The sequence below is a fragment of the Actinomadura sp. J1-007 genome (genome assembly GCF_009793335.1).
Classification (GTDB): Bacteria; Actinomycetota; Actinomycetes; order Streptosporangiales; family Streptosporangiaceae; genus Spirillospora; species Spirillospora yumaensis.
Window position 1 is genome coordinate 1200803 of record NZ_WING01000001.1, and the last position, 24416, is coordinate 1225218.

At 74.1% G+C, this 24416-nt stretch carries 17 protein-coding genes and 3 pseudogenes; 8 read left to right on the top strand and 12 right to left on the bottom strand.

Features of this window, described 5'->3' with window-relative positions:
- Positions 1 to 83 precede the first annotated feature (83 nt).
- Entirely contained in the window at positions 84 to 977 is an 894-nt protein-coding gene (locus GEV43_RS05435; RefSeq protein WP_160819738.1) for an amidohydrolase family protein, read from the top strand.
- 4 nt (positions 978 to 981) lie between these two features.
- Entirely contained in the window at positions 982 to 1494 is a 513-nt protein-coding gene (locus GEV43_RS05440; RefSeq protein ID WP_160819739.1) for a cysteine dioxygenase family protein, read from the top strand.
- Positions 1495 to 1580: 86 nt separating this feature from the next.
- Here GEV43_RS05440 and GEV43_RS05445 read toward each other — a convergent pair whose 3' ends face one another.
- Together GEV43_RS05445 and GEV43_RS05450 are read right to left on the bottom strand one after the other, a co-directional pair.
- On the bottom strand, positions 1581 to 2690 hold the full coding sequence (locus GEV43_RS05445; RefSeq protein WP_160819740.1) for a hypothetical protein: 1110 nt from the start codon (positions 2688 to 2690) through the stop codon (positions 1581 to 1583).
- A gap of 140 nt (positions 2691 to 2830) precedes the next feature.
- Entirely contained in the window at positions 2831 to 5716 is a 2886-nt protein-coding gene (locus tag GEV43_RS05450) for a DUF4157 domain-containing protein (protein WP_160819741.1), read from the bottom strand.
- Positions 5717 to 6020: 304 nt separating this feature from the next.
- Between GEV43_RS05450 and GEV43_RS47125 the strand changes: the two genes are divergently transcribed.
- Positions 6021 to 7097 carry a serine protease gene (locus GEV43_RS47125; protein WP_175249982.1) on the top strand — a complete coding sequence of 359 codons (1077 nt, stop codon included), beginning with the start codon at positions 6021 to 6023 and terminating at the stop codon, positions 7095 to 7097.
- A gap of 60 nt (positions 7098 to 7157) precedes the next feature.
- Here GEV43_RS47125 and lanL read toward each other — a convergent pair whose 3' ends face one another.
- Both lanL and GEV43_RS46760 read right to left on the bottom strand, forming a co-directional pair.
- Positions 7158 to 9929: a class IV lanthionine synthetase LanL gene (gene lanL, locus GEV43_RS05460; RefSeq protein ID WP_309239465.1), complete on the bottom strand. Its 2772-nt coding sequence runs from the start codon at positions 9927 to 9929 to the stop codon at positions 7158 to 7160.
- A gap of 149 nt (positions 9930 to 10078) precedes the next feature.
- Positions 10079 to 10234: a hypothetical protein gene (locus GEV43_RS46760; protein ID WP_164717175.1), complete on the bottom strand. Its 156-nt coding sequence runs from the start codon at positions 10232 to 10234 to the stop codon at positions 10079 to 10081.
- Between the two features lie 135 nt (positions 10235 to 10369).
- Here GEV43_RS46760 and GEV43_RS05465 point away from each other — a divergent pair.
- Together GEV43_RS05465 and GEV43_RS05470 are read left to right on the top strand one after the other, a co-directional pair.
- A pseudogene (locus tag GEV43_RS05465) lies at positions 10370 to 11293 on the top strand (ABC transporter ATP-binding protein); the annotation flags it as partial.
- 178 nt (positions 11294 to 11471) lie between these two features.
- Positions 11472 to 12320: an ABC transporter permease gene (locus GEV43_RS05470; RefSeq protein WP_309239466.1), complete on the top strand. Its 849-nt coding sequence runs from the start codon at positions 11472 to 11474 to the stop codon at positions 12318 to 12320.
- Between the two features lie 68 nt (positions 12321 to 12388).
- Here GEV43_RS05470 and GEV43_RS05475 read toward each other — a convergent pair whose 3' ends face one another.
- Positions 12389 to 13618, bottom strand: a complete 1230-nt coding sequence (locus GEV43_RS05475) for an acyltransferase (RefSeq protein ID WP_160819743.1) — start codon at positions 13616 to 13618, stop codon at positions 12389 to 12391.
- 241 nt (positions 13619 to 13859) lie between these two features.
- Between GEV43_RS05475 and GEV43_RS05480 the strand changes: the two genes are divergently transcribed.
- Positions 13860 to 14657, top strand: coding sequence for an SGNH/GDSL hydrolase family protein (locus tag GEV43_RS05480; protein WP_241682795.1), 798 nt, complete (start codon positions 13860 to 13862; stop codon positions 14655 to 14657).
- Here the strand turns inward: GEV43_RS05480 and egtD are convergent.
- The 4 genes and pseudogenes from egtD to egtA form a co-directional block, all read right to left on the bottom strand.
- On the bottom strand, positions 14632 to 15585 hold the full coding sequence (egtD, locus tag GEV43_RS47130) for an L-histidine N(alpha)-methyltransferase (protein ID WP_309239467.1): 954 nt from the start codon (positions 15583 to 15585) through the stop codon (positions 14632 to 14634). The genes GEV43_RS05480 and egtD overlap by 26 nt on opposite strands.
- Before the next feature lie 9 nt (positions 15586 to 15594).
- On the bottom strand, positions 15595 to 16335 hold the full coding sequence (gene egtC / locus GEV43_RS47135) for an ergothioneine biosynthesis protein EgtC (protein WP_175249983.1): 741 nt from the start codon (positions 16333 to 16335) through the stop codon (positions 15595 to 15597).
- A pseudogene (gene egtB, locus GEV43_RS05490) lies at positions 16335 to 17704 on the bottom strand (ergothioneine biosynthesis protein EgtB). The gene egtC and the pseudogene egtB overlap by 1 nt, the downstream one beginning before the upstream one ends.
- A 34-nt stretch (positions 17705 to 17738) precedes the next feature.
- Positions 17739 to 19016 (bottom strand): ergothioneine biosynthesis glutamate--cysteine ligase EgtA, encoded by a 1278-nt coding sequence (egtA, locus tag GEV43_RS05495; protein ID WP_160819744.1) that lies wholly within the window; start codon positions 19014 to 19016, stop codon positions 17739 to 17741.
- Between the two features lie 272 nt (positions 19017 to 19288).
- On the opposite strand from egtA, the gene GEV43_RS05500 reads away from it, so the two are divergent.
- Positions 19289 to 20512, top strand: coding sequence for a hypothetical protein (locus GEV43_RS05500; protein WP_160819745.1), 1224 nt, complete (start codon positions 19289 to 19291; stop codon positions 20510 to 20512).
- 207 nt (positions 20513 to 20719) lie between these two features.
- On the opposite strand, the pseudogene GEV43_RS55850 reads toward GEV43_RS05500, so the two are convergent.
- Together GEV43_RS55850 and GEV43_RS05510 are read right to left on the bottom strand one after the other, a co-directional pair.
- A pseudogene (locus GEV43_RS55850) lies at positions 20720 to 21226 on the bottom strand (rhomboid-like protein); the annotation flags it as partial.
- A 10-nt stretch (positions 21227 to 21236) separates the two neighbouring features.
- On the bottom strand, positions 21237 to 22034 hold the full coding sequence (locus tag GEV43_RS05510) for a helix-turn-helix transcriptional regulator (RefSeq protein WP_206681070.1): 798 nt from the start codon (positions 22032 to 22034) through the stop codon (positions 21237 to 21239).
- A gap of 51 nt (positions 22035 to 22085) precedes the next feature.
- Between GEV43_RS05510 and GEV43_RS05515 the strand changes: the two genes are divergently transcribed.
- A complete protein-coding gene (locus GEV43_RS05515; RefSeq protein ID WP_160819747.1) occupies positions 22086 to 22661 on the top strand; it encodes a class I SAM-dependent methyltransferase in 576 nt (191 codons plus the stop codon).
- On the opposite strand, the gene GEV43_RS05520 is transcribed toward GEV43_RS05515, so the two are convergent.
- Positions 22656 to 24287, bottom strand: a complete 1632-nt coding sequence (locus GEV43_RS05520; RefSeq protein ID WP_160819748.1) for an MFS transporter — start codon at positions 24285 to 24287, stop codon at positions 22656 to 22658. The two genes, GEV43_RS05515 and GEV43_RS05520, sit on opposite strands and share 6 nt — an antisense overlap.
- Positions 24288 to 24416: the final 129 nt, after the last annotated feature.

Sequence of the window (24416 nt, forward strand, 5' to 3'; positions counted from 1 at the left end):
CTTGACGCGGCGGGCACTGAACCGGTTCACTGAAGCGATTCACTGATGCGGTTCAGTCGCGTGGGAGGAGGAAGGATGTGCGTGTGACCAACGCGACCGACATTCATCAGCACCTCTGGGGCGCGCCCCTCCTCGCCGCCCTCCGCGCCCGCCGCACGCCGCCGTTCCTCGACGGCTGGACCCTCCACCTGGACGGGGAGCCCCCGTACGAGGTCGATCCCGCCGACCACGACCCCGCCGCCCGCGCCGCCCAGGCCGAGGGCGACGGCCTCGCCGCCGCCCTGGTCTCCCTTTCGTCGCCGCTCGGCATCGAATGGCTGCCCCCCGCGGAGGCGCGTCCGCTTCTGGCCGCCTACCACGAAGGCGCCGCCGCCCTCCCCGCGCCGTTCGGCGCCTGGGCCTCGGCCTGCCTGAGCGAGATCGACCCCGCCGCCCTGACCGAGGTCCTCGCCGAGGGCTTCGCCGGCCTCCAGCTCCCGGCGACCGCCCTCCAGGACCCCGCCGGCTACGAGCGCTGCGCCCCGCTGCTGTCGGTCCTCGAAGAACGCGACGTGCCCCTCTTCGTCCACCCCGGCGCCGCCCCCGCCTCGGCGGGCGTTCCCGGGTGGTGGCCCGCGCTCGTGCCGTACGTCCAGCAGATGCACGCCGCGTGGTTCGCGTTCCGGGCGTTCGGCAGGCCGCGCCACCCGCGCCTGCGCGTCTGCTTCGCCATGCTCGCCGGCCTGGCCCCCCTCCACGGCGAACGCTTCACCGCGCGGGGAGGCGGACGCAACGAGATCGACCCGTCCGCCTACGTCGAGACGTCCTCCTACGGACCGCGCGCCGCCGACGCCACCATGCGCGCCCTCGGCATCGACGCGATCGTGCACGGCACCGACCGCCCGTACGCGGGCCCCCGCGACCTGTACCTGGGCGACGCCGCCCACCACGCGATCCGCGTGGCGAACCCCCGCCGCCTGCTGAAAGGAAAGGAATAGCCCCGTGCCATCAACGGCCCCAGAGACGACCCACCTGGAGAACCTCCCCGCACGCCCGCTCGACAAGCACGAGCTGCGCGCCCTGGTGGACGACCTGGCCGAACGCCCCGAACTGTGGCGCCAGCACGTCGCGTTCTCCGACGACGAGCGCCACTACGCCTCCCTCTACCGCGACGAGTACGTGGACGTGTGGCTCCTCTGCTGGACGCCCCAGAACGACACCGGATGGCACGACCACGACGTCTCGTCCGGAGCCGTCCGCGTCGTCTCCGGCGCGCTCGAAGAGAACAACCCCCGCATCGGCGGAGCGCACGTCCAGACCGTCATGGGCGAAGGCGTCTCGTTCTGCTTCGGCCCGGACCACATCCACCGCCTCGTCGGGTCGGCCCGCGCGTCGGTCTCCATCCACGCGTACTCGCCGCCGCTCTGGCGGCTGGGCCAGTACTCCATCGACGAGACCGGCCTCATGCGCCGCCTGTCCGTCAGCTACGCCGACGAGCTCCGCCCCGTCGACTGACGTCCCTCCTCAGGCCGGCGCGTTCAGAGCAGCGTCCACGTCGGCGTCCGTCGTGTGGGGATGGAACGCCAGGCGCGCCCCGCGGTTCAGGGGCGGGTGCGGCGGTCCGCTAGGTGGGCGGCGAGGACGATGGTTGCGAAGAAGGCGGCTGCCGCCCGGAGCAACGCGGCCTCGTAGTGCGTGTCCGGGAACGCCCGCGCCGCCGCGTACGCCGCGAGCAAGCCGACGACCGTGGCCGCGGCCATCCGGAGGGCCCACACGAGGATCTGCCTTCGGCCGTCCAGGGATTCCCGTACGGCGAACGCGGTCGCGGCCACCGCTATGAGGACGGCCGCGGCGGCGGCCACCCAGGGGGTCGCGAAGTTGACCCCGTAGCGGATGGCCAAGGCAGGAACGAAGAAGAGCGCCAGGCCCCAGCGGAGCCCTGCGGCGATGGTCCGCAAAGCCGGGCCGGAGGGTTCCCCGCCTGGAAGGCGATGGGCCAGCAGGAGAACGGCGAGCGCCGCCGCCGGGCCCGCGGGCCGCAGGTGCGACAGGTTGTAGAGCAGCGCGGTGTCGTACACGGTCAGCACGATGTAGCCGAGCGCCAGCGCGAACGCGGCGAAGGCGGCGAGGCCGGCCGGACGGGGAGCGGGCGCGCGGGCCGCGGTCCAGCGGATCCACAGCGGCGCCGCGACGGCCGCGCAGATCCGGATGGCGATGTCCTGGGCCGTGTACGGGGTGCGCAGGTCCCACTCGACCAGGCAGAAGACCAGGGTGTACGAGGCGGACGCGGCCCAGAGGACGGCCGAGCGGGCGACGCGGCGGTACAGGTCGTGGTCGAGCCTGTGCAGGACGGTCCCGTACGCGAGGAGCACGAAGGGCAGCTCCAGGAACGCCTGCACGCGTAGGACGGTCACGGAGAGCAGGTCCGGGGCCGGGAAGCGGCGCGCGAACGCGTCCAGGGGCGGGCCGTCCGCGATCGCGAACCAGCCGGACGGCAGGTGGCGGGCGATGAAGGACGGGTCGCCGCCGTGGACGCGCAGGACGTACACGGTGAACAGGACCTGGTTGGCGTAGACCAGCGCCACGACGGCGGCGAGCGAGACGCCGGGGGCCGCCCACCGGGCGGACCGTCCCGAGACCGGATGGGGAGGGAGCCTCGGGACGGCGATCACGGCGACGAGGGTGCAGGCCACGACCGCGACATCGATCACGGCCCCACGATGTCAGGACTTGTCGCTCCAGCGGATCTCCTTGATCCCCGGCTGCGGCCCCCGGAAGGAGACCGTGTGCCAGGCGCGCTTGGAGTCCCAGACGCGGAGCTTGTGCTGGGTGCCCGACTCGTCGACGAACGTCAGGTAAAGACTCCCCGAGTTGAGGCCGCGGGCCCCTTGGCGTCCACCCTGACCTGGTAGTCGTAGCGCAGGTCCGGGATCGTGATCATCATGATCGTGTAGACGCACGCGTCCGACCGGCCCTTGATGGCGCCGCTGAGGTCCGACGACCCGTCGATCGTGACGTAGTCGTCGGGGTAGAGGGCGCCCCGCGACGCGGTGGCGGTCCCGGCGACCTTCCCCTGGTCGGACGTGGCGAACGCGACGAGGGAGACGTCGTCGGGGACGAGGTGGTGGACGCCGCCGGACACGTCGACGACCCACGGCGTCCCGTCCGGGCCGACCGCCACCCGGACGCCCCGGCAGCCCGGGACCGCGTCCCAGGAGCCGCCGTTCCACGCGTGGACGGTCGCGCCGCCCGCGTTCGCGTCGTGGTCGGTGCCGACCATCCAGGCGGTGGGCAGCACGCCGGTCGAGACGGCGATGTCGGACGCCGACCCGGGCAGGGCGCGCCAGCCCTTGCCGAGCAGCGCGCCCGGGGTGGCGGAGGCGATCTCGTTGGACGTGCCGGCCATCCAGGGCAGGCCGCTCGGCGCCACCGACAGCGCGCCGGCCGCGGCCGGCGTCTGCTTCCACCGGTCCACGGTCCAGCGCAGCAGGACGGAGCGGGTCGTCACCCAGACCGAGCCGTCCGAGCCCGCGCCGATGTCGCGGGGCGTCTGCCCTGACGGCACGCCCTCGGCGGACAGGGCCGTCCACTCGCCGCCCGCGTGCTTGCGGACGGTGCCGGCGGTGTCGAGCACGTAGGGGACGCCCGCGCCGTCCACGGCGATGGCGACGCCGCCGGCCCCCTCGACCGTCTCCCAGACGGCTCCGTTGAGTTTCTGCACGGTGTAGCCGCGCTGGTCGGACGTCGCGGTCCTGCTGACCCCCCAGACGGTGCCGTCGCCTCCCACCGCGATGTCGGTGAGGCTGCCGGGGACGGCGTCCCACCGCCATCCGCCGGTGGTGTCCAGGGTGAGGTTGTCGAGGCGCGGCACGCTCACCCGCGCCGCGACGATCTTCTTGTTGAGGAACAGCGTCTCGGCGAGGGGCTTCTGCGCGTCGTTCCACGCCTGGAGGGAGACCAGCGAGCCGCCCTGCCGGACCCGCGTCGGGAAGCGGCCGAAGATCTGCGCGGTCGTGATCGGCGTGGTGCCGCCGGAGAGCAGGTCGACGATCGCCGCCTGGGAGAGCTGCGCGGTCTCGGCCGCGATGCGCACGCCGTCGCCGCCGTCCATCATGTGGCAGTCGCCGTAGACCTCGTACGCGGTGGGGTGCGCCGTGGACGCGACGTACAGCCCCTCCTTGCAGAAGTGGTCGTGGAGCACGCCGCTGGAGACCTGCGCCCCCGAGTTCCGCATGAGCCGGATGTAGTGCTTGTAGGCGTCCATCCGGCTGCGGAACGTGTCGGTGCCGACGCCCGCGACGTCCATGCGGCGTTCGATCGACCACTGCTCCTCGGCGGTCTGCGGGTCGCGGGCCGTTCCCCGCTGGGACGCGTCCAGGAAACCGTCGTAGAGGCCGCGCGTCGCCAGTCCCGGCTGCCGCGCGGTGGTCATGTGCCTGACCATCTGCCAGTCCGCCACCGGAACGGGCCTGCCGTCCGCCCATTCGATGAACCACTGCATGACGAGCGTCTTGTTGACCAGGTGCCCGGCCGCGAACGAGTCCTGCAGGAAGTGGTCGGAGTAGCCGTGGTTGATCCACGCCAGCTCCGTAAGCCGCTTCTTCTCCGCCGCGGTCGGGGCGTACCGGGCCTGCGTCGCGTAGTCGCGGGCGATCAGGTGGAACTGCTCCCACCGGTACCACGAGCTCGGCGCGAAGTGGCAGGCGTTGCGGCCCACCACGGCGTTGTAGTGGTCGACGCCCTTCTTGCCGACGGCGGCGGTGAGCAGGTCGAGCGCCTTGGTCTGGAGCAGCAGGTCCACGAAGTCCCAGCCGATCCTCGCCACGACCGCGCCGACGAACCCCTCCTTCGGCGGCGTCTTGCCGAGCAGCCGGTGCACCCAGTAGTACCCCTCCTGCCGGACGGACTGGAGGATCGGCTTCAGGATCCCCTCGGGCAGGCTGTCGATCGCCGCCGGGCTCGCGAGGTAGTCGGCCAGGGTGTTGAGCTCCCCGTACGTGACGAGTTGGCCGCTGCCCCTGAGGACCAGCGTCCTGATCGTCGGGTACCTGGCCTCGACCGCCTCCTTGGTGACCCGTTGCGGATAGTCCTGCCACATGGCGAGGAACCCCGCGAGGTCGTTCAGCTTCTGCTCGCGCGTCGGCCGCCTGAGGGTGATCGCTTCGAGGTCGGCGGGCGGGGCGTCCCCGAGCAGGCGGTGCTCCCAGGACGCGTGCCGCTGGACGACGAGCCGCTCCGCGCCGCCCAGCCGCCGCACGGCACGCCCCGCCGGACGGAACGGCCCGGACGAGCCGCGTGGGCCCGGCAGTCCTCCGCGCTCGCGGCGCGTGAACGCGCGGGCCAGCGCGTCGGCGCGCGCCTCGCAGGCGTCGCCGGGACGGGACACGACCGCGCCCGCCGCGCGAGGACGCCGGTCGGCCTCCCCCTGCTCGACGGCGTGGGCGACCTCGTGCGCGAGCAGTTCCAGACCGGCTCGCGTGTGCGGAGCGTACGCGCCGTCCCGGAAGAAGACGTCGGCCCCGGCGGTGAACGCGTCGGCGTCCAGCGCGCGGCAGGCCAGGTCGGCCTCCGGCCCGGTGTGGACGCGGAGCTCGCCGAGCCCGGCCCCGTAGGCCCTCTCGAACGCCGACGTCAGGCGGTCCGCGAGCCGTTCACCGGCGCCGAGGGCGGCCCGCAGCCGTGCTTCGAGCGCGGGCCCGACGACGGTCGGCCGGACGTGCGGGGTCCCGTGGCCCATGACTGCGCTCCCTCGCTCGACTACGCACAGTAGGCAAACACGCGAAGCGCGCGAGTCACAAGGAAAGCCCTGCTTCCGGTGGGGCCATACATACCGGTCCCCGCCGCCCGAACCGGTACCGCTCGGGCGGGACGAAAGCGGGTCGAAGCGGGACGGGCGGCCCGCTGCCCGCTCACAGCGGGCCGCCCGTCCCTTCCCTCTTCAGCGCCGGGCCCCTCGGAAACGTCACCGCCGCGCCACCCACCCGTCCGGCTTGCGCCCGGCGGCACGGGGGAAGCAATTCCGAGGACCAGAGAGGAATGCAATGAAGAATGCCATCAAAATACAGATATCGCTCGCAGTCGGAACGGTACTGACGGCCGGATCAGCGTCCGCCGCCGTCCCGCCCGCCGACGCCGCGCCACGGAATGACCCGGCACGCCCCATCACCGTTAAGGCCCGATTCACCAAAGACGCGCACCGCCTGTCGCCCGCCCCCGAGAACGACCTGTCCGATTACTGGACTCCCGAACGGCTCCGCCGCGCCGCCGCGAACCCCGCCGACGCCCCGTTCACCCCGAACGAGCACGACCACGAGCACGAGGCACACGGGGAGAACGCCCAGGCGACCCGCATCGCCGCCAGGGAGACCCAACGCTCAGTGCCCCCGAAAGCGCCGCCCTCCGCAATTGCGGGCCAGCCCAACGGGCAGGCCACGCCCGCCAACGGTGAACAGGAAGGGAAACCGGCGCCCGCCAGCCGGACCGTCGGCAAGGTGTTCTTCCGGAACGCCAAGAACAAGATGGACTACTCCTGCTCGGCGGCCGTCGTCAACAGCCCCTCAGGGAACCTGCTCAGCACCGCCGGACACTGCGTGCACGACAGCCGCAAGGGCGACTGGCACCTCAACTGGACGTTCGCGCCCGACTTCGCCTACGGGAAGCAGCCGTTCGGGCTGTGGAAGGCGGAATGGCTGACGTCGTTCGCCGGATGGGTCGAGCAGGAACGCGCCGATTACGACGTCGCGTTCGTGAAGGTGGCCGCACGAGGGAAGAGCGACCTCGTCCGAACGGTCGGCGGGAACGGACTCGAAACGGGAATGGCCCGGAAACGGCACCTGACCATTCTCGGATATCCGGTCCTGCCGCCCTATCCCGGAGACCATCAGTACTTCTGCACGGGCGACGCCGCTCCGGAGGGGCCCCGCCTGAAGATGCCGTGCACGCTCACCACCGGGGTGAGCGGCGGCCCCTGGCTGTCACGCTACGAGACTGCATCGGGAGTCGGCTCGGTGAACGGGGTGGCCGCCAACACCAACCTGAAGAACACGACCCTCTGGAGTCCGTACTTCGGCGAAGCGGTCTGGAACCTCTACCGCCGGGCGGACCCTCCTCGCCCCTGACGTCTCACACCGGTGCGGTGGAGGGGACGCCCGTCCCTCCACCGCACCGGCGTTCGCGGGTCATCCGGGGACGGCCTCGCGGTCCTGGCCCTGACGCGGCGCGGGCGTCGCCGCCGCGCCGTTCGGCGCCGGGTCAGCGGGCACGGCCGGACGGGCGGCGGCCGCACCGGCCGAGGCCGGCTCCGGCAGGACGAACGGGTCGAGCAGCAGCCGCGGCGCTTCCGGGTCGCGGAGCCGCCGCAGGAACGTCAGGATGCCCGAGGTTCCGCCGGACCAGTCGCCGCTGCTCTCGTTGACCGACGAGTCGGGGAACACGGGCGCGTCCTCCGTCCCGGCGGAGCGCGCGAGCAGCAGGCCCGCGACGCGCCAGGCCCGCTGCTCGTCCTCCGGCTCGCCGGTGGCGCGAGCCAGGTCGAGGAAGAGCTCGCCGAGCCCGACCAGGCCGCAGCACTGCGTCAGCGAGTACATGCGCGGCGCGAGGTCGTGGCAGACGGCGGCGGCCTCGCGGGCCGGTTCCAGGTAGGCGTCGTCTCCGAATACGCGGGCGGCCCGCACGAACGAAGCGCCGATCCCGGCGAGGCCCTGGCAGAACGCCGCGTGCATCGGCTTGGCGGACACGTCCCGCGCGGCCCGCAGCAACCCTGGGAGGTGCTCGGTCAGCACGGCGTAGCCCTCCCGCGCGGCCTGCCCGGCGGCCTCGTCCGCGGTCGCCGCCCAGTGGTCGAGCAGGAAGAACGAGGAGCCCGCGACGCCGTGCGAGAACCCCAGCGTCCGCGACACCGAACCGCAGTCGGCGTAGTCGGGCGGGTCCTCGCGGACGGCGCGGGTGTGGTCGCGGGCGACGAGCCGTTCGGCGCAGCCGCGGGCGAGGTCGAGGCGGGACTCGTCGCCCGTCAGCGCCCACAGCAGGAGCTGGCCGGTGCCGATGCCCGCGAGCCCGGTGTGCTGGTCCTCGGCGGAGATGCGGGCGAGGGGCGGGCGGCCCATCGGCGCGGCGATCGCGGTGAGGGCCTCGTCGTGGAGCGCCGCCCCGGCCGCGGCGAGGAACAGCGCCGTGCCGGTGCTGCCGGTGTAGAGCCCGGGGCGGGCGTTGCGCAGCTCCTGGAATCCCGCCGTCCAGTAGGCGAGGCCCCGAACGGTGTCGCGGGCGTCGTCGTCGTGCACGTGGTGCAGCAGCTCCAGGCCGATGCCGGAGCTGCCCCGGTAGATGTTGATGGGCCCGCCGACGCGCCCCAGGCTGAAGTCGGTGCTGGTCATCACCTCGCGCGCGTACCGGGTCGTCTCCGTGAGGCTGAACGCGACGACCCGTTCCAGCCGGTCGCGGTCCGGGGCGCGGCGCGTGCTCGCCAGCGGGCGGTCGGTGAAGCGTCCGGCGCGGATGTCCTCGGCGGCGGCCGCGCGCCGCGCCGGGACGACGTCGAGCAGGCCCAGGATCTGCTCGGTCATCCCGCCGCGGCCGTCCAGCGCCTCGGCCGCGCGGACGGGGTCGTGGTTGCGCGGGTCGCCGATGAGCCAGGTGGGCGCGAGGCCGGTCGCCGCGTAGAAGAGGGTGGCGCCGAGGGAGTAGTAGTCGCACTCGCGGGTGGCGGGCTCGTCGCGCTCCTGCTCGGGCGGGCTGTAGGCGGGCGTCCACCCGAAGAGCTGGGGGCCCTCCGCGTGGCTGATCTCGAAGTCGACGAGCGCGGGACGCCCCGTCTCGTCGTCCACGACGACGTTGGTCGGGGCCAGGTCGCGGACGAGGACGCCGCGCTCGTGCGCCGCGTCCAGGATGCGGAGCAGCGCGCTCGCGAGCGCGCGGAGGTCGCGGGGGCCGCCGGCGCCGTACAGGCCGCGCTCGCCGACCTCCTGCCCGAGCGCCATCGAGCCCATGTCGTCGATCACGAGGTACTCCCGGTCGCCGTGCCGGAAGTGGTCGAGCGCCGTCGGCACGCCCTCGACGCCGGACAGCAGCCCGAGCACGTAGAGCTCGTTGCGGAGCCGGAGCCGGGAGTCGCGGCCGAGCCGGTCCTCGTTGACGTACGCGCGGGCCTCCTTGACGATCACCGAGCGGTCCTCGCGCACGTCGCGCGCGCGGTAGACCTGCCCTTTCGCGTTGCGCGTCAGCGCCCGCACCGGCTCGTACCGGCCGCCGAGCAGCACCCGCGGCGCGTCGCCGCCCGCGCCGTCCGCGGCCCCGCCGGACGCCCCGTCACCGGAGGGGACGGCCCGGAGCGGCGTGACGGTCGCCGGCACGGACTCGACCGGCTCGGCGCAGGGGTCGGGGGACCACGGCGGCTGCCAGTACTTCTCGGTGGCGGCTCCGGGGTGGGTGTCGCCGTCCGGGTCGGTGACGACGATCTCCAGGTCGCCGTCCTCGTTGACCTCGTACGCGCCGCGGAACGGGCCGTAGCGGTAGTAGACGGGGGCGTCGGGGGCGACGCGCTTGTCGCTGACGATGCGGGGCCCCTCCAGCCCGGCGAGGTCGGCGGCGAGCGCGCGGGCGAGGCGGCCGGCGTCGCCCGGAGCGGGGTAGACGGTGATCGCCTTGCCGATCGAGCCGGGATGGCTGTTGGAGGAGTTGAGGTCGCGGAGCCGCTCCCCCGACCGGATGATCTTGAAGTGGCAGGGCCGGGCCAGCAGCGCGGGCAGCGCCCGGCGGACGGTCTCCAGCAGCGTGGACGGCCGCGCCGACACGTGGATCTTCCAGCCCTGTCCCGGCAGCCGGAAGCCCGGGTCGTCGACCGCGAGCCACACGCCGTGGCCGGACAGGGTGCGCCCGGCCTCCGCGGCCGGGCCCGCCAGCTCCTCGCGGACGTCCCGCTCGCCCGGCGTGGTGGATTTGTCGTCAAGCACGTTCGGTAGCCCCTTCGTCAGTGGCCCGCGTTGCGCGGGGGTGGCCCGGCACGACTGAGGGGCCATCGGTCGTCGATGGCCCCTCAGCGGTTAGTGCTTCCGTGCGCCTTCAGTCAGGGTCGGACGTCATGCGCACGGGGGAGGCGACGTCAGGCCTGGGTGCTGAAGTCGTCGCACAGGATCGTCCGGCCCCAGTGGCACCGGGTGCAGCTGTTGGCCTGGAACTCGGGGGCGTCCGACGGCAGGGCCGTCAGGGCGGTGAGCTCGATGACGCCGGCGTCGCGGGGCTCGATAAGTGCGGACATGTTTCCTCCTTGGATACGTTCGGTGTCCGTACGACTACAGTCAGCACCAACGCGGCTCGAATGTCCACCCGTCGGGACATGATCGAGAATCGGCGGCGGGGCAAGGATCGGCAGTCAACCCGAGGAGTCAGTCAGATGATCACACGCTGGTTCCGCTCCACTACCAGGCACGACCCGAAATTGGTCCGCTCTGCGCCCTCGAATGCGGCCCTACCTGGAGTCCACGCCATCCATGCGCGGGGGCTCGCGAAGTCTTACCCGGAAGCGACGGCCGTCCGCGGGGTCGACCTCACGGTCGGGGCGGGCGAGACGTTCGGATTCCTCGGCCCGAACGGGGCGGGCAAGACGACGACGATCGCGATGCTGTGCACGCTGACCGCCCCCACCGCGGGCAGCGCGTCCATCGCCGGGTACGACGTCCTGCGCCACCCCCACCAGGTCAGGCGCAACATCGGTCTGGTCTTCCAGGAGATGACCCTCGACCAGGACCTCACCGCCTGGGAGAATCTTCGCTTCCACGCGCGCCTGTACGGCCTCACCTCCGAGACGGCCCGCGACCGCGCCGCGACGCTGCTCGACCTCGTCGACCTCGGCCACCGCCGCGACGCGTTCGTCCGCACGTACTCGGGCGGGATGAAGCGGCGGCTGGAGATCGTCCGCGGCCTCATGCACCGCCCGCGCGTGCTGTTCCTGGACGAGCCCACGCTCGGGCTCGACCCGCAGACCCGCGCCCAGGTCTGGGACCACCTGCACGAGCTGCGGCGGCACGAGACGATCACGCTGTTCCTGACCACGCACTACCTGGACGAGGCCGAGCAGTGCGACCGGATCGGGATCATCGACGACGGCCGGATCGTCGCGGAGGGCTCCCCCGCCGAGCTGAAGAGCGTGATCGGCGCCGACCGGGTCGAGCTGCGCACCGGCGACGACGACAGCGCGGCCGGGCAGCTCCGCGCGGCGTTCGGGCTGGACGCCGACCGCACGCCGGCGGGCCTGTCCGTCCGCGTCGGCGACGGCGCGGCGTTCGTCCCCCGGATGTGCGCGCGGCTGGACGTCGCGATCGAGTCGGTCACGGTCGTCCGCCCCAGCCTCGACGACGTGTTCTTCCACTACACCGGCCGCGACATCCGCGAGGAGAGCGCGCCGGACCCCGGGCTCGGAGAGCCCGCCGCCCCCGGATCCGCGCCGACCGCCCCCGCGTGCACGGCGGAGGGACCACCCCCCAGGAGGCCACGCCGTGACGACCGCCCCCGCGGTGCCCGCCCTGCCCGGCACCGGACGCCTCGCCGACGAACTGCGCGCCGTGCAGGTCGTCTGGCACCGCGACATGCTGCACTACGTCCGCGACCGAGTGAAGATCGGCGTCACCCTCCTCCAGCCCCTGATGCTGCTGCTCGTCCTCGGCGTCGGCCTGTCCTCGCTGCTGCCCTCGTCCAACGGCGCCGACTACCGCACGTTCCTGTTCCCGGGGATGCTGATCATGATGGTCCAGTCCCCCGCGATCTCGGCGGGGGTGTCGCTGGTCACCGACCGGCAGTTCGGCTTCCTGCGCGAGATGGTCGTGGCGCCCGTCCGCCGCGAGACGCTGCTCATCGGCAAGTGCCTGGCCGGCGCGACGATGGCCACCTGCCAGGGAGTGCTGCTGCTGCCCCTCGCCGGGGTCGCCGGGGTCCCGTACGACCCGGTGATGATGGCGGCGCTGCTGGGCGAGATGGCGGTGATCGCGCTGATGCTGACCGCGCTCGGCACGATGCTCGCCGTCCTGATCCGCCGCGTCGAGACGTTCCACGCCCTGCTCGGCGTGCTGGCCACGCCGCTGCTGTTCCTGTCCGGGGCGATGTTCCCCCCGTCCGGGCTGCCCGGCTGGCTGAGCTGGGGCGTCACCCTCAACCCGGTCAGCTACGCGGTGGACGCCCTGCGCCGGACGATCACCGCGAGCTTCTCCGGCCCGGTGACGCCGCGCCTGTTCAACGGTCCGACGTGGGGAGGGTGGGCCCCGCCGGTGGCGCTGGAACTCGCCCTCATCACCGTCGCCGGGCTGGTCATGCTCGTCATCGGCGGCCGGCGCTTCGGCCGTTCCGACTGACTCACCGGCTCACGGCTCACCGGCTCTCCGTGCGCCGGGCCTCCGGGTCCGGCGCGCGGAGCGGACGGTCAGTGCGGCGACGGCCGCAGGAGGCCGGGCGCCTCGGCGGCGCGCGGTTCGGCGGCCTGTGGTTCGGCGGCGCGTGGATCGGCGGCGCGCGGTTCGGCGGCGGGCGGCTCGTTCAGGTCGTCGTGCGCGGACGGTGAGCGCGGGAGCGGGAGCGGGAGCGCGTGGACGGGCGCGGCCGTGCCGCGTCCGGCGGCGCGCAAGGGGGCGAGGGACGCCTTCAGGCCGGCGCGGAGCCAGGCGCCCGCCGGGCGTTCGACCAGGCGGTGGACGGCGTAGGCGACCAGCAGGCAGGCCGCGGTCAGCAGCGCGAGCGCGGGCCAGCGCGGCAGCGCCGGGTACGCGCGGTCGAGCAGCGGCAGCGCGACCTGCGAGTGGGTCAGGTACAGCGGGTACGTCAGGGCGCCGAGGACGGTGAGGCCGCGCCAGCGCAGCCGGGCCAGCCGGCCCGTCGCGACCAGGATCATCACGGCGAAGATCGCCGTGACGGCCGCCGCGACCACGCGCTCGTCGGCGGTCCGGAAGACGTGGCCGGCGCGCCAGGCGCCCCAGTGCAGCGCGAGCAGCCACGACACCGCGACGTACCCCCACAGCAGCAGCGTCGGGCCGAACCGGTGGATCATGAACAGCGCCATGCCCGCGACGAAGTACGGGCTCCAGGTCGGCACGAGCATCACCTGGAGCAGCTTGGAGCCCGACTCGTCCGCGAAGACCCCGCCGAACAGCCAGAGCGCCATGAACACCAGGCAGGACCGGTAGGTGATCCCCGCCGCGGCGAGCAGCGCGGCGAGGAAGTAGAAGTGCACCTCGACCCAGAGCGTCCAGTAGACGGCGTCGACGTTGCCGACGCCGAGGCCGCCCTGGAGCATCGTGAGGTTGGGGACGACCAGGCCCGGCACGCCCTTGCCCAGGTGGAACGACGCGTAGACGGCGGCGCCGAGCAGCACGCTCACCCAGTACGCGGGCATCAGCCGGACGATCCGGGAGATCCCGAACTCCCCCGGCCCCCGTCCCCACGCGCTCATCAGGATCACGAACCCGCTCACCATGAAGAACAGGTCCACGCCGAGGTAGCCGTAGCGGGTGGCCCATTCCAGCTCGGGGAACACGTTCCGCGCGTACCGCGGCCAGGGGCCGGGCCCGCCGAACCCGGTGAAGTGGTAGAGCACCACCGCCAGCGCCGCGAGGAAGCGCAGCAGATCCAGCTCGCGGAGGCGTTCGACTCGGGTCACCGCGGAAGGCTCCCGGTAGCGGGTAGCCCCGCCTGAGCCGGAACGTGACCGTCCGATGAACGCCCGACGACGTCGCTCCCCGGCCCCGAGCCGCCCCCGAGCCGCCCGAGCCGCGCCCGAGCCCCCACGGCGATCGGCAGGCGGGCCGTTCGGGGGCGCGCGGAACGGGGCGGAGTGGGCACGGGCCGGGCGGTGTCCTCAGTAAGATGCGAGCACCTTCCCGGATTTTGGTGGTTCCTTGATGACATCTCGCCGCGCCCGCCGCGGCGCGGCGATCCTCGCGCTGTGCCTTGGCCCGTTGACGGCCTCCGGCTGCACCGCGGCGACCGGGCGGGTCCAAAAGGCCGCCTCGCCCGCGACGAAGCACGTGGCGAGCGCGCCGGTGGTGATGTTCCTCGGCGACAGCTACACGGTGGGCGAGCGCGGGGCGCTGCCCGAGACCACCTACGCGTCCGCGGTCGCCCGGCTGCTCGGCTGGCAGGTCGTCGTGGCGGGCAAGGCGGGCACGGGGTTCGTCAACGGCGGCGTGCGGCGCAGCGCCTACATCCAGCTCTTCGAGAGCCAGCTCGGATGGCGCCCGGCCCCGGACCTGCTGGTGGTGTCGGGCGGCCACAACGACCACCGCTACCCGCCGGACCAGGTCACGGGCGCGGCGCGGATCGTTCTCGAACGGGCCCGGCAGCGGTGGCCGAGGACGCGCCTCGCGCTGATCGGCCCGATCTGGGGGAACGAGACGCCGCCCCGTCGATCCTCGCGATCCGCGACGGGCTGCGGGCGCTGGCCCAGGAGTTCCGCGCGCCGTTCGTCGACCCGGTGGGCGAGCGGTGGATCACTGGCAGCCGCACCGCGGGCACGGGCACCGCGGCGAGGTACATCAAGCGGGACGGGACGCACCCGACCCCCGAGGGCCACCGCTACATGGCGTCCCTGCTGGCCGCCGACCTCCGCCGGCTGGGCCTGGCGCGTCCCTCCCGCTCCCGGTAGGCGTGCTCGCCCGAGCGGGTCCCGGCCGCCTAGGCGGCGGGGCGGGCGAGGGTGAGGGAGAAGTCGCCCGCCTCGTCCGTCCAGAACCTGGTGATCGCGAGCCCCGCGGAGCCGAGCTCCGACTCCAGGCGTTCGCGGCGGAACTTGGCCGACACCTCGGTGCGCATCTCCTCGCCCGCGGCGAACGCGACGTCGAGGTCCAGGCCCGCCACCCGCACGGTCTGGTCGCGGACGGACCGCAGCCGCATCTCGATCCACTCCTCCTCGGGGTTCCAGCGCGCGACGTGCTCGAACGCCTCGACGTCGAAGTCGGCGCCGAGGTCGCGGTTGATGACGCGCAGGACGTTGCGGTTGAACTCGGCGGTGACGCCCGCCGCGTCGTCGTAGGCGCGCACGAGCCGCTGCTCGTCCTTGACCAGGTCGGCGCCGAGGAGCAGGAAGTCGCCGTCCGCCATGGTGGCGCGCAGGCCGCCGAGGAACCCGGCGCGCCCGGCGGGCGGCAGGTTGCCGATCGTCCCGCCGAGGAACGCGATCAGCCGCCGCTCGCCGGACGGCAGCAGGTGCAGGTGCTGCTCGTAGTCGGCGACGACGGTCCGCACGGCCAGCCCGGGATGGTCGGCGGCGATCCCGGCGGCGGCCTCCTCCAGGAAGTCGCCGCTGACGTCCACCGGGACGTACGAGCGGAGCGTGCCGCGCAGCGCGTTCAGCAGCAGGCGGGTCTTCTCGCCCGATCCGGCGCCGAGCTCGACGAGCGTGCGGGCGCCGGTGGCGGCGGCGACCTCGGGCGCCCGCGCGGTGAGGATCTCGCGTTCGCGGCGGGTCGGGTAGTACTCCTCCAGAGCGGTGATCTCCTCGAAGAGCGCGCTGCCGCGCTCGTCGTAGAACCACTTGGGCGGCAGCGTCTTGGGCGTGCCGCCGAGGCCCTCCCGGACGTCCCGGCGGAGCGTCTTGGCGAGGTCGTCGGCGGTCAGGAACCGGTCCACGGGTTCTCCTTAGAGCGGGTGCGTGCGGACGCCGGCGGCGAGGCCGGCGGTCACGAGCGAGCGGTCGGGCACGATCCGCCAGCCGGGGTCGTCGTCGAGCGGTTCCGACGCGATCACGATCTCGGCGGGCGAGGCGCGGACGAACAGCGAGGCGCCCCACGCCGTCGCGGCGAGCGCGGCGCCGTCGGCGGCGAGCAGGTTGTAGTCGCCGGGCGCGAGGGCCGCGACGGTGCGGACGACGGCGGCGAGGCCGTCGCCGAGGCCGTCGCCCTCGGCCCAGCGGCGGGCGGCGAGCGCGAGCAGCAGGGCGGAGTCGACGGCGGCGCGGGCGTCGGGCACCGCGGACAGGTCCCCGGCGAGCTCGCGCAGCTTGCCCTCGACGCCCGCGAAGCCCTCCACCTTGCCGTTGTGGCTGAACAGCCGCCCGCCCGCGCGGAACGGCTGCGCCGCCGACTCGTCCACGGGAAAGCCCGGCGTGGCGGAACGGAGCGCGGCGACGGCGCAGGTCGTCTCCACCGCCGCCGAGATCTCGCGGAACGACTGGTCCGTCCAGATCGGCTGGGCCCGCCGGAAGCGGGCCGGGGGACGCCCGTCCGCGCCGTACCATCCGACGCCGAAGCCGTCGGCGTTGAGGACGTTCCCCTTGCACATGCGCGGCGAGTACGACTGGCTCTCCAGGGAGTGCTCGCCGTCGTACACGAGGTCATGCAGGGTGCGCGCGGGCCCGAGGTAGCCGAGGTGGCGGCACATCAGCGGACCTCCCCCGGCGCCGGTGCGGTCCGTTCTCCCGGATCGGCGGAGCGGGCGCAGCGGAAGCCGCTGAAGATCTGCCGCCGGATCGGGTAGTCCCAGTTGCGGAACGACCCGCGGACGGCGAGCGGGTGCGTGGCCCACGATCCGCCCCGCAGCACCTTGTACTCGGGGCCGAAGAACACCTCCGAGTACTCCTTGTAGGGGAACGACGTGAATCCCGGGTAGCCGTGGAAGTCGGACGACGTCCACTCCCACACGTCCCCGAGGAGCTTGCGGACGCCGTAGGCGGACGCGCCGGACGCGTACGTCCCAGCCTCCTCGGGGTGCAGGGCCACCTGGCCGAGGTTGGCGCGGCCGTCCTCGTAGAGGTCGCCCCACGGGTAGCGGCGCGAGCGCTCCGCGTCGGGGTCCCAGCGGGCGGCCTTCTCCCACTCGGCCTCCGTCGGGAGCCGCTTCCCGGCCCACCGCGCGTACGCGTCCGCCTCGTACCAGCTCACGTGCTGCACCGGCTCGCCCGGCGGGACGGGCTCGACGCGGCCGAAGCGGCGCCGCAGCCACTGCCCGCCCTCCCGCGTCCAGAACGCGGGCGCGTCCTTGCCGCCGGACGACCGCCACTCCCATCCGGCGGGCGTCCACCAGCGCGGGTCGCCGTAGCCGCCCGCCTCCATGAACGCCAGGTACGCGGCGTTCGTCACGGGTTCGACGTCGATGTGGTAGGCGGGCAGGTGGACGGTGTGGGCGGGCCGCTCGTTGTCGTACGCCCACGGGTCGTCGGAGACGCCCATCTCGAACGGCCCCGCCTCCACGAGCACCTCGCCTCCGGCGCCGGGCCCGGCCCGGTCGGGGCGACGCGCGCGGGCGGGTCGAGCAGGGCGGGCGCGCCCTTGCGGAGCTGGTGCGTGGCGAGCATCGTCTCGTCGTGCATGTGCTCGTGCTGGACGACCATCCCGTACACGAACCCGCCCGCCGTCAGCGGGCCGCCGCCCTCGAACCGGACGGCGGGCAGCGCGTCCAGCACCCTCGCGCGGACGGCCGAGATGTAGGCGCGCGCCTCGCGCGGGGGCAGCAGCGGCAGCGTCGGCCGTTCGGCGCGCGGATGCTCGAACGCGTCGTACAGCCCGTCGATCTCGGGGCGCATCGCCTCGGCGCCCGCCGCCGCGCGCAGCAGCCACAGCTCCTCGTAGTTGCCGACGTGCGCCAGGTCCCAGACCAGCGGCGACATCAGCGGGGAGACCTGCGCGGTCAGCCCCGCCTCGTCCAGCACCTCGGTGGTGAGCCCGTGGCTGCGCTCGCGCACGGCCCCGAGCTCCCCGGCGATCAGCTCCTTCAGCGCGCCCTCGTCCAGGGTGCCCGGTTCGGGTCTCATCGCGCCTGCCATGGGTCGGTGTCCTCCAGCGTGGTCATGGGTTCCGGGTCGGGGCGGTCGTGGGGGCGGTGGTCGATTCGGTCGTGGGGGCGGGGGCCGGGAGGCCGCCGGGGGCGGACGGCCGGCCGGGGGCGTGCGCGGTCGCGTCGTCGGCGGGGCTGCGGCCCCGTTCGACGTAGCGGTCGGCGTACTCGGCGACGACCGGGGCCAGGTCCGCGGCGCCGAGCCGGGGCAGCGCGCCCAGCGCGGCCCGGAAGCAGCGCCGGGCCGCCGCCGCGAGCGCCGGGTCTGCGAGGCCGCCGCGGGCGGCCTCAGCCCAGCGGAACGCCACGGGCTCGGTCGCCTCCTCGGCGACCGCCGACGCGCGCGGGTCGTCGAGCAGGGCGGTCGCGACGGCGACCGGGACGGGCCAGTACCGGTCCGGCAGCGCGTCGATCATCCGCAGCTCCAGCCAGCCGCGCGGGCGTACGGGCGGGAACAGCGTGGACAGGTGGTAGGCGAGGTCCTCGGGTCCGGGCTCGCCCTTGCCGAGCCACTCCCGGAACGTCATCCCGGGGTCGGCCACCCAGTCGCCCGCGGCGGTGCGGACGACCATCACGCGCGCGTCGAGCGCGTACCGCGTCCACGCCTCGGCGGGGTCGCCGTCCGCGCCGTCGTGCAGGACGGGCAGGGTGCGGCACGGGTCGAGGTCGGTCCAGACGCCCTGCCGCGACGAGCGCAGCCCGGTGCGCCGCCCGGCCCGTAGGGGCGAGTTGGCGAACGCGGCGACCAGCACCGGGCCGAGCGCGTGCGCGAGCCGCCAGCGCCGGACGGTGTCGGCGTCGTCCGCGCCGATGTCCAGGCACACCTGCACCGACGCGGTCGAGCACATCATCGCGAGGCCCGCGTCGGTGAACCCGCCCGCCGTGAAGTAGTCGCGCATGCAGCGGTAGCGCGGGTGCTCGGCCTGGAACACCGGGGCGCGCACGGGGTCCACGCCGTGCCCGGCGAGGTCGAGCCCCTCGCCCGTGAGCGCGCCGCGCACGTGCCCGATGTCGCGCGCGAGGGCGGCGTGCAGCGGGGCGAGGCCGGGCGCGGGCGCGGAGCTCAGTTCGAGCTGGCCGCCCGGCTCGTACGTGACGCTGCTCCCGCCGGGCGGCGCTCCGGCGGCCCGGACGACCTCGCGGACGCGCGCGGCGGGCACGTGCGCGGCCGGGTCGGCCGGGTCGACCACGAGCCACTCGGTCTCCGCGCCGACCGTGCCGGGCGGGCCGTTCTTGAAGCAGACTCCGCGGATGTGCTGGTAGACGCCGTCCACCGTGAGCCGGGTCATGCGGGCTCCCCTGTTCGACAACAAGGTCGAGACGTTCCCCGGTGAACCGGATCAGAAATCGGACGATTCTGAGTAATTTGCTTAAATCTCCTTGAACACCACAGACAGCGCCCGTTCCGGCACCTAACGTTCGTTCCGACACGCCGGGCATCACGGACTTCTCAGACATTGACCCGGTGCACTAGAGTCCCGATACCCACCGGTCCGCCCGAACCGCGGAGCGGCCGGTGCCGGGCCGGGCAGGCTGCCGGCCGGGTCACAACGGAGGTCACATGCGCGGGGACCCGGGCTCCCTCTACGACGCGCACGCCGCTCGCCTCTACGCGCACTGCTGGTCGCTGCTCGGCGACCGCGCGGCCGCGGCGGCGGTCGCCGACGCGTTCACGGCGGCGGTCCACCAGCCGCCGCGCGGGGACAGCGTGCTTTGGCTGTACTCGCTGTCGCGCTCCGCGTGCGCCGAGCGCGGCGCGTTCTCCGGGGAGGCGCCGGCGTTCGACGGCTCCGACCCGCTGCTGCGCGCGGCGGCCGCGCTGCGGGCCGACCACCGCGAGGTGCTGCTGCTGTGGGCGGGCGAATGGCTGGAGGTCCCCGACATCGCCCGCGTGCTCGGCATCGCGCCCGACACCGTCGCCCAGCTCCTGAACGCCGCCCGCACGCGTCTCGAACGGGTCGTCCTCGACACGCTGATGCGCGGCACGTCCGAGACGCCGCTGGAGCTCATCGCCGCGTTCGAGAAGGGCAGGCTGCCGAGGCTGCTCGCGCAGCGCGCGCCCTCGCGTCCGCCGGAGGGGCTGCGCGAACGGGTGGTGGAGGTCTGCGAGGCCGAGGCCACGCGCTCGCTGCCGAGCGTCACCGCGCCGACGCCGCTCGTGGTGATCGGCCCCGGCTCCGCCGCGGCGGCGGCCAGGCCGAAGCGCGGCCTCGCCAAGGGCATCGGCGCGCTCGCGGGCGTAGCCGCGTCCGTGGCGGCGGCGATCGGGCTGCTGGCGTCGTGGCCGTCGTTCAAGGGCAGCGGGAACAGCAGCTCACTCGTCCCTTCGGCCAGCAACGGGCACACCGAGCCCGCGGGCGCGAGCCCGCAGCCGGGCTCCACGCCCCCGCCCGGCAGCACCGGCGCGGAGCGTTCGACCGGCGGCCCGAACGGCGCGAACGGCAACCCGGTGACCAGCGCGTTCGACGACCCGCCCGCGCCCGCGGGCCCCGGCGCGCCGGGCTCGGCCGCGAACCCGGGCACGCCCGGCTCGACGTCGCCGGGCGGCAGGCCGTCCAAGCCGACCGCGCCCTCCGAGCGCGGCGACGGAACGCCCTCCAAGCCGGGCACCGGCACGCCGAAGCCGCCGGACGAGCCGTCCACGCCGCCGACGAAGCCGACCACGCCCCCGGACGACGGGTCCGAGACCCCGCCGACCGACCCGCCCGGCGAGCCCACCGACCCGCCGACCGGCGAGCCGAGCCCCACCCCGACGTCCAACCCGGCCCCGAGCCCGTCCGGCTGAGCCGCACCGGCTGAGGCCGCGCCCGCGCCCGCCGTCCTGGCGTGCGTCAGGCGGGGGCGGGGAGGGGCCGGGGCCTCCGCCGTCGCGGGCGTCCGGCGTGCGGGTCCGGGCCCGGCGGCGCTCGTGCAGGAGCAGGACGCCGCCCACCGCGGCGCCGCTCACCATCGCGACGGCGTGCCCGACCGCCGCGACCTCCAGCGACGCCAACCCGTCGAACAGGTACGGGGACAGCGCGGCCCACCCGGCGAAGGCGAGCAGCCTCGGCACCCGGCCCGGCCCGTACAGGACGGCGGCGACGAGCGCGGCCGACAGCACGTAGGACGGGCCGACGTCGGGGATCGTCCGCACCGAGTCGGTCAGCAGGCCGAGTTCGAGCCGGACGAACGCGATGCCCTGGCTGACCACCGTGCCGAGCACGTGCGCCGCCGCGACGAGCAGCACCGCGCGCAGGTTGCCGAACCTGCGGGTGACCGGGAACAGCCCGAGCGCGATCACCACCAGCAGCACGGCCTGGGAGCCCTCGGCGACGAACGCCGACACGATCATCGTGCCGACGGGGTTGACCGTCAGGTTCGCCAGGTTGGTGCTCGCCCAGGCGATCAGGTCGTGGCGCGCCGCCGGGGGCAGCGCGTACTCCTGCACCACCCAGATCGCGCCGAACAGACCCAGGAACGCCAGCGGCATCGGGTACCGCTTCAGAAACCCGCCCATCATCCCGGCAAGCCTAAGCGCTCTGGAAGTAGCGGGCCGGGGATACGCCGAAAGCCCGGCGGAAAACGGCCACGAACGCACTCGGCGTCACATATCCCACACGGTGCGCCACGGACGTGACCGGAAGGCCCTCGGCGAGGTGGCCGAGGGCCGCGCGCATCCGGACCTGGGTGCGCCAGCGCCCGAAGCTCATCCCGGTCTCCGCCTCGAAGGTCCGCGCGAGCGTCCGGCCGCTCGCCCCGACGAGCCGTCCCCACGCGTCGAGGGTGCGGCCGTCGGCGGGGTCGGCGAGCAGCGCCTCGGCGACGCGCAGCGCCCGGGCGTCCGCGGGCATCGGCACCGCGACGCCCGCGGTGCCGACCGCCGCGGGCTCCACCAGGTCGTGCACGACGGCCTCGCCGCGGACGCGGGCGCCGTCGTCCAGCCCCGGGTCCGCCAGGTACAGGATGAGCTGGCGCAGCAGCGGCGACACGTTGATCACCGTCGGCTCCGTCCAGTCCACCGGGCACGCGTCCGGGCGCAGGTACGGGCTCCGCATCTTCGCCGGGACGTGCGCGGACGTGGCGTGCGGCACGCCCGCCGGGATCCAGAGGGCGCGGGGCGGCGGCAGCACCCACGTCGCCCCGGCCGCCTCGACCAGCAGGACGCCCTCGGCCGCCCACGCGATCTGGTGCCAGTCGTGCTCGTGCCGCCCGAAGCTCCGCCAGGACGGCATCGCGAAGCTGCCGATGATGAGCGCCCCGCCGGGCTCGTGGAGGGCGAACGCGTCCCGCGCCTCCGCCTCCCCGGTCTGTCCGGATCGCGACATCATCCGTCTTCTCACCTCGTATCCGGCGTCCCGTCCCGACTCTAGCGTCGGACCATGCCGATGAATCGCTTCCACCAGTGGTGCTGCCGCTCGACGGTCTGGGCCCGCCAGGTGGAGAGGACCCTGCTGCCCTGGGCGCTCGAAGGCGCCGATCTCGGGCCGGACGCCCTGGAGGTCGGGCCCGGCTACGGGGCGACCACCCGGGTGCTGCGCCGCCGGGCGCCCGGCCTGACCGCGCTGGAGATCGACCCGGACCTCACCGCGCGGCTGCGCCGGCTGGCGGGGCCCACGGTGAACGTGGTCGAGGGCGACGGGACGGCGATGCCGTTCCCGGACGGCTCGTTCAGCGGCGCGTGCTGCTTCACGATGCTGCACCACGTGCCGTCGCCCGCCGCCCAGGACCGCTTGTTCGCCGAGACGCACCGGGTGCTGCGGCCGGGCGGGGTGTTCGCGGGCAGCGACGGCCTCGACTCGTTCGGGTTCCGGCTGATCCACCTCTTCGACACCCTCGTGGTCGTTCCGCCGGAGACCCTGCCCGCCCGCCTGGAGGCGGCCGGTTTCGAGGACGTCTCGATCACGAGGGGGAAGACCTCGTTCCGCTTCTCGGCCCGCAAGCCCGCGCGGTCATAGCGCGGCGGCGCCCTCGACCGGCGTCTGTCCCCGCTTCACCAGGAGCGCGGCGAGGACGGCGACCAGGGCGACCACGCCCGCGACCGTCAGGGCGGACTGGAAGCCGTCCATGAACGCCAGGTGGCTGCCGGTGGTGATCGCCTCGGCGGCGGGCGCGGGCGTGCCCGGCGGGACGGGCGCCACCCCCTGGGACACCAGGCCCGACTGCCCCGCGAGCCTCCCGGCCGCGGCGTCCGGCACCCCCGCCTCGGTCAGGCGCCCCACCAGGACGTCGCCGACGCGGGTGGACAGGAGCGTCCCGAGGACCGAGGTGCCGAGGACGCCGCCGATCTGCGCGGCGGTCTGCTGGAGCCCTCCGGCGACGCCCGCCAGGTGCTTCGGCGCGTTCCCGACGATCGCCTCGGTGCCGGGCACCATGACGAAGCCGAACGCCAGGCCGACCAGCACGAACCACGGCCAGAGCTGCACGTACGGGGCGTCGGCCCCGACCCGCGAGAGGCCGAACATCGCCGCCGCGGTGAACAGCATCCCGAGCACCAGCGGCAGCCGCGGCCCGAACCGGCTGGTCAGCGCCCCGGCGAGCGGCGAGGCGACGATGAACACGGCGGTCATCGGCAGCAGCCGCACGCCCGCGTCCACCGGGCCGAGGCCGTGCACCTGCTGGAGGTAGAGGGTGATGAAGAAGATCGTCCCGAACATGCCGAAGAAGCCGAGCACGATCAGCCCCGTCGCGGCCGACAGCGACACCGAGCGGAACAGCGACAGCGGCAGCAGGGGGCGCTCGACGCGCAGCTCGTTCACCACGAACGCGGCGAGCAGCACCACCGCGGCGGCGAACGACAGCAGCGGCACCGCGTCGCCGAAGCCGTCCTCGCCCGCCTTGATCAGGCCCCACACCAGGCCGAACAGGGCGCCGCTGAGCAGCGCGACGCCGGGCAGGTCGAACGACCCGGCGGCCTCCTCGTCGCGGGACTCGCGGATCACCCACAGCCCGACCGCCAGCGCGAGCAGCCCGAGCGGGGCGTTGAGGAAGAACACCGACTCCCAGTTGACGTGCTGGACGAGCAGGCCGCCGACGATCGGGCCGCCCGCGATGGACACCCCGACGGTGGCGCCCCAGATGCCGATGGCCGCGTTGAGCCGTTCGGCGGGGAAGGAGTTGCGCAGGATGGCGAGGCTGGCCGGTTGCAGGAGCGCCCCCGCGAAGCCCTGCACCACGCGCCAGAAGATCACCATGCCGAGGCCGCCGGACAGCCCGATCAGCACCGAGGAGACGGCGAAGCCGATCACTCCCGCCAGGAACGTGCGGCGGCGCCCGAACCGGTCGGCGATCTTGCCCGCCGGGACGAGCGTGACGGCGAGCGTGAGCAGGTAGGCGTTGGTGACCCACTGGAGCCCGGCGAGGTCGGCGTTCAGGTCCTTGGCGATCGCGGGGTTGGCGATGGACACGACCGTGGCGTCGAGCCCGACCATCATCACGCCGAGCGCGACGGCGAGGAGGGTGAGCCACGGGTGGCCGTGCCCGGGCCGCCCGGACCGCGCCCGGGACGGGCCGCGGGACCGGGCGGGCGGCCCCGCGGGGTGGGGACCGGGTGGCAGGACGCCGGTGTCGGCGGAACTGGACATGGAAGGGCCTCCAGGCGGAGTGCGAGAACTGACCGGCCTCAAACTGTCATGAGATGACACTTGTCGTCAAATGCCCATGGCGTACGACTGCCAATATTCGTACCGTGACACTCGTCACGCCTTGTCACT